This is a genomic window from Deltaproteobacteria bacterium, from assembly GCA_016874735.1.
Lineage (GTDB): Bacteria > Bdellovibrionota_B > Oligoflexia > Oligoflexales > CAIYRB01 > CAIYRB01.
Window position 1 is genome coordinate 1 of the sequence record VGTI01000119.1, and the last position, 5,617, is coordinate 5,617.

The 5,617-nt window shown below is 49.6% G+C and carries 5 protein-coding genes; 2 read left to right on the plus strand and 3 right to left on the minus strand.

All coding sequences use genetic code 11. The annotated features are described in order from the left end of the window. A partial coding sequence (locus FJ146_19195; GenBank protein ID MBM4254097.1) for an asparaginase occupies positions 1 to 287 on the minus strand: 287 nt, incomplete at its 3' end. Positions 288 to 386: 99 nt separating this feature from the next. On the opposite strand from FJ146_19195, the gene FJ146_19200 reads away from it, so the two are divergent. Then, entirely contained in the window at positions 387 to 665 is a 279-nt protein-coding gene (locus FJ146_19200) for a hypothetical protein (protein ID MBM4254098.1), read from the plus strand. Positions 666 to 720: 55 nt separating this feature from the next. Beyond that, positions 721 to 2,535, plus strand: a complete 1,815-nt coding sequence (gene recN, locus FJ146_19205) for a DNA repair protein RecN (protein MBM4254099.1) — start codon at positions 721 to 723, stop codon at positions 2,533 to 2,535. A 4-nt stretch (positions 2,536 to 2,539) separates the two neighbouring features. Here the strand turns inward: recN and FJ146_19210 are convergent, their stop codons facing one another. Then, on the minus strand, positions 2,540 to 4,114 hold the full coding sequence (locus tag FJ146_19210; GenBank protein MBM4254100.1) for a hypothetical protein: 1,575 nt from the start codon (positions 4,112 to 4,114) through the stop codon (positions 2,540 to 2,542). Positions 4,115 to 4,165: 51 nt separating this feature from the next. Beyond that, entirely contained in the window at positions 4,166 to 4,903 is a 738-nt protein-coding gene (locus FJ146_19215; protein MBM4254101.1) for a hypothetical protein, read from the minus strand. Positions 4,904 to 5,617: the final 714 nt, after the last annotated feature.

Consider the following 5,617-nt stretch of genomic DNA (forward strand, 5'->3'; position numbering starts at 1 on the left):
CCCTGCAGTCCCAAATTTCTAGCGGTCTCGACCATGGTGTCAGTGCCGTGAGTAATAATGATCTTATCCTCGCGACAATTTTTACAATTGTTCACGATATTTTCTCTGTCCTCGGCGGTCATTTCAAGGCTGTCGACCATCATGAGGGTTCTGATTTTAATTGGTAACTTGCAACGCCCTAGACTCAGAATTTCTGACACATGCGTATCGCCGAATACCAAAGAACCATCCAACTCATTGTATTTCTTGTCAAATGTCCCGCCCGTGACAAATATCCTGATGCCCATTGGTCGATCTCCCGGTGCTGATAATGCAGCCTACGGAGTCGGCCTTGACGGGTCAATAGTGCTTATGTATGGTCCGCCCGCGTCGGGGAGGCGTCGATTATGATCCAGTCATCAAAAGTTCGGCAGCATGATCTTCAGTCCAAGATCACTAAAATTCGCACTCAATTAGCTGCCATGAGAGAGTACAAGCGCTTGATGGCGATTGATGGAATATCTCCCGATGCGGAAGACAAGGTCAGGGAAAGCGAGCTCATCGTCAAGCTACTCTACCTAGAGAAACAACTTAAGGGACCCAAACCGGTCGGCCAGAAAACTGCATCTCCAAAAAAATTTGGGAAGACTGGCCCACATCGGAAAACTTCTCGGAGCCGCGCCTGAATCAGGCTTGCTGACTTCATATGATGTCACTTGCCGAAGTATTGTCAGTTGCTGCATGATCCATGCTCGGTCACGGGAGAGGTACCAGCAAGTGCTTACGCAACTGAACATTCAGGGTTTGGCAATCATCGATTCCCTGTCAATCGAATTCGCTTCAGGTTTCAATGTAATCACCGGTGAAACTGGTGCTGGTAAGTCCATTTTGATCAAGGCTCTTGGGTTCCTATTGGGCAGCAAGGCCAGCGCCGAAACCGTGCGGCATGGTAGGCAGCAGGCTACAGTGACTGGAATATTTGAGGTTCCGTCAGCCCATCCCTGCGCTGCCGTGCTGACTGAGCACGGCATTGACTACGAGACTGCCGACGGACATTTTGCAATTCTCGTACGACGATCGGTTAACAATAAAGGGCGCTCTGTCGCATGGATAAACGATGTCCCTGTTACAGTCGGCGTCCTTAGGGAACTCTCGCAGTCACTAATCGATGTATTCGGACAACATGACAATTTACGGCTGTTAGATGCCGTCGAACATACGGCATGTCTGGATCAGTTTCTCCGGGACAGATCACTTCCGCAGACCTACGTCGATCAATACCGCTTGGTTCAAAGACAACTGGCTCATCTGCTGGATACTGTTGACGGATTTCGTAGCAAACAGAGGGAAGCCGACTATCTTGAATTCAGATGTAGTGAGCTTCAAGCTTTCGCTCCGTCGCGAGAGGACTACTTGGCCATTCAGGAGCTTTGTCTTCGTGCCGACCAGACCATGGTGTTGGCGAAGTCTCTAGAAGAGGCCCAGCTCTGCCTAGACCAGGGCGCAGGGGGTGAGGCGTTAAGCAGCCCTTTATGGGAGGCGAACAAGGCACTGGCACGTGTAAGTCACATTTCTGGCGATCTCGCTGCACTTACGGAACTCACACAAGCACTGGCACAGCAGATCGATGACCTCAGCTTTCACATAGGCAAGGCAACTTCTGGACTTGAGTTGAGTGAGGATGACATTGAGTCCGCGCAAATGCGACTTGCCGGTTATCAAGAACTATTCCGTAAACTTGCCGTCGATAGTATCGACGGCTTACTTGGAGAGCATGAGCGCCTAGCTGCTCAGCTGTCGTTCCTTGAGTCAGCAGCCTCTGATATCACAAAAATCTTGAGAGAACTCGAACGCTCACTTGCGCGTCTGGTTGAGCTAGCAGCTCGACTAACCAAGGCACGTCAGGATGCCAAATCACTGGTCAAGAAGCGGATTGAAAGTGAGCTACATGATCTTGCAATGCCAGGTGCACGTATTGATGTAGTGTTTGAAGCCGTCGAAAAATCTATCGCCACTGCTGATGTATCTCTGTTTGGCGAAGAGGCCGAAGTAATTTGGTCTAGGCTAGCTGTGACTCTATCTGGCCTATCGGACCACGGAGCCGAAAAGGCGCAATTGCTGCTGGCAGCGAATCCCGGTGAGCCTCTTTTGCCATTGCAGAAGATAGCCTCCGGCGGGGAAATTTCGCGGATCATGCTTGCACTGAAGCGGGCCTTAGCTGCCGGTGCCGATACTTGTATCCTCGTTTTTGATGAAATTGACACTGGAATCTCTGGGCGTGTAGCAGCTGTAGTAGGGCGCAAAATGCAGGAGCTTTCGAAAGCTTTCCAAGTTATTTGCATTTCGCATTTAGCCCAAGTTGCGGCGTATGCAGATTCACATTTTTTGGTTCATAAACTAAGTCGAGAGAAGCGAACAGAATCAACTATTTCGAAACTCTCTAGTCGCGCAAGCGAAGAAGAGCTAGCTCGGCTTTTATCGGGCGACGAAGTAACCCAGTCAAGTATAGCTAATGCACGCGCTCTAGTTAAGAAAGCTAGGGAGCTGGCGCATTGATAATCTAAATCGAGCGAACCTTAAAAGTGGCTTTAGTTGATTGAGCCTCAACCGCTTTCAAATCCGGCTGCTGCGTATGTTTTTTTCTGTAGGCTGCATATTTCTTTTCGGAAATGTATACAGGAAACTCTGCCTCGATAGTTCTTCCCGGTTCAATTTGAATTTGTTTCGATGTGTTTTGCCTAGTGCTATTGTCACCGACCGTTACAGTCACAAAATGATCTAATCTGTACACTCCGGCAATTAACGGCATTACAGAGGGCTTTTCCAAATTTATATCTAGGGAGTGACCGGTCAAAGGTGACGACGCGACATCGACTCGAACTAGATCTGTAATCTGACTGGGTCGATGCGTCGGTATCGGATTTAATCTTAAATAACCAAGTGCTAAGTTTTTATCTCGGACGGTTGCCGGCACTTCAAAAAGTATGTCCCGAGAGCCATCCACCCCAACCAGAACTGGCGTTGCCTGATCTATGAATAGTATCGGAATGTCTGAGACACTCTCCATAAATGGGTACGGTTCATCTGGTGCATACAGCGAAACCCCACGATCTCCAAAGCAGGTCACCGTAGAGCTAAGATCACTGCGATCGCAGCCACTTTGAACCGTAATACTTCTGGTTTCGAGATCCTTGCGCTCCCCCTCACTAAGGGACACAGCTACCGATCTACTAGAGCCGCTGATCGCGAGCGTTGCTAGCCCCGGCAGCACTGGGTAGGTCTCGTTAAAATTTAACCAATGCCCTCCGTTAATGGCTACTAGCCATGGACTACCCTTTATTTTCGCCGGTTGTTCCAGGTCAACTGCAGCAGATGTCTTGACCTGTAACAACGCTGGTCTGATCTGTCGCTCTTCGCCTTCGGCAAGATCAACCTGCATGCGTGTTCCATTTACCTCTACAAGGTAGCGTCCTTTAAGCAGGAACTCCCAGTTGCCGAATTGTTGGTACTTTGTCGCGGATATTCGCTCATCCAAAGGCGATATAAAGTACGACAACTCCTGACGGTTACCATCAAAATCAGCAACCTGAAGCGCCGATAGCCGATAGATGATCTCATCTGGCGACGCATCCTGTTTGGTGCCACTGAAATCGACTTGTAATGGCACCATTCCTACTAGCAGATCTTGTTTGGTGCCAATGATATTAAGATCGTATCTACCTGCTATCAGTTGCCTTGACTTCGTCTTGTCGGCCCTGCTGCACTGAATCGAGAAACTGTCCCGATCTGATGGCCGATGGGGAGGAACAAACCGAGCCCGGTGCGCTGTCAGTGTCGCTCTTTGCTCGGGATAGATGATAATTGTTTCGCTTGAACAATCAGCAAGAACTAAGTAACTGCCGGGTGCCAGCGGGATGTCTTCGTTGAATTTGCCGACCTCCTCAGAGACAAATTGCAGAGGAGACTCATGAGCGATCCGGTAAATCTCAAAATTACCGGCGGGATCGGCAGCCTTAACGTGTAGCAATCCGACCTTCGGGCGCCGTTCACACCCCAAGACTCCGAGCCAAGCAAGGCCTGCGATCATTAAAGCCAATGACTTTGATAGGTTGTGGTGTGCGCAGTAGAAGCTCATGAAGGCGTTTCTACCATAATTCAGATTGCCTGCCGAGCCAGATTCGCCACATCAAAAACCAAAACCTGCCGACAGTCCAAACTGGAGTTGCGTCGCTGCGCCCAAGCCTAAATATAGCCTTGGACCAAGGGTGAATTCACCACTATCGGTCATCTTGTAGTCACCTCCACCCCCTAAAGTCAAAGAAACCCCGTGTTTGACGGAGCGACTTTCTGGCGGCAGTCCATCCGTTGGCTGTAAATGAGAGCGCAAATAACCCAGTTCAGCGATCGCAACCGCAGCAAACTTCTTCGGCAACCCGAACTTCAAAAAACCGCCAAAGTTATGCGTTTCCCATACGCCTCGGTAGCTATGATTATTTACCACCCCAGTCACAGCGATGGGATTGTAGCGGTACGTGGTATTTAACTTTATAGTCTCCGAAATACTTAGCACCTGATAGCCAAAGCCAAAATCTGAAAAGCCGTTTGAAGACCATTCCCCTCCGGATTGACTGGCTCGTACCCAACCTACACTTGTGAAGAGAAACGCCTTTCCCTTAAGGGCGCTGGAGATAGCGCTTGGAGTAACTTTGATTGCTTCATCGGCTCCGTCTTTAGCTTCTCCATCTTCGCCGACCACATCCTGTTCCTTCTGTTTAGAGTCAGCAGAATCAGGCTCTTCGGTTTCTGGGGCAGCACTCTCAGGATTTTTTTCGGAAAGCTCTTCGAGCCCCCTGCTCAACGCAGGAGTCGCGAGAAGCCCAAAAATTAACCCCAAAGCTTGGAACAGCGTGGACGCCTTCCGCATAAAAAAGGTCTCCAACGTTTAAATGAGTAGCTTTAATTGCAAAGCGTAGCGACGATCTTGCAAGTTTGCATCCTGCCCGGCGATAGTACCAAGTTGTTCTGTATAGGTAACAAAGCGTAATGTTAATAAGAAGACGTCCAACTGAATTCCGCCGCTAAGACTACCTTGGTGCAAACCAGTTTGCACTTTCAGTACCGAGCCCCACCCCCATTCGGCTCCTAAATTGAATTTTTTCGAATAATGAAGTGGCTGATTCACAGCGTGTGCGTCGGCAGAAGTCAAAAGGTACATACTACCGAGCTGCCACGGGCGCAAACTCACACCGGCGTTGACTGAAGGCAGAGTTGTAGCTGGGGTTCCAAGAGCTTGACCTAGAACATCCGCCTTTTTAAAGGCGGTTCCGCCAAGGTCTGTCACGCTGAGACCTAACGTTGGCTGCATGGTTTTGATTGGAGTGAATAGAATGCCCACATCCCCCCCGACACCATACCCCCCCTCGACGAAATCACTGAGCTTTGCTCCCGAGCCGGAATTATCGCCAGACTTATTGGTGAACGCGCTTATGTCATTGATTCCAAACGTATGATTCACACCGCCACGCCCGACAAATTTAACGCTTGCCCCAACACTCAGGCGGTCCTCAAAGAAGTTCTTCGCAAAGGCGATCGGGGCAATCATGCGGATACCGGTCTCAACATCTGCAGAAATATCACG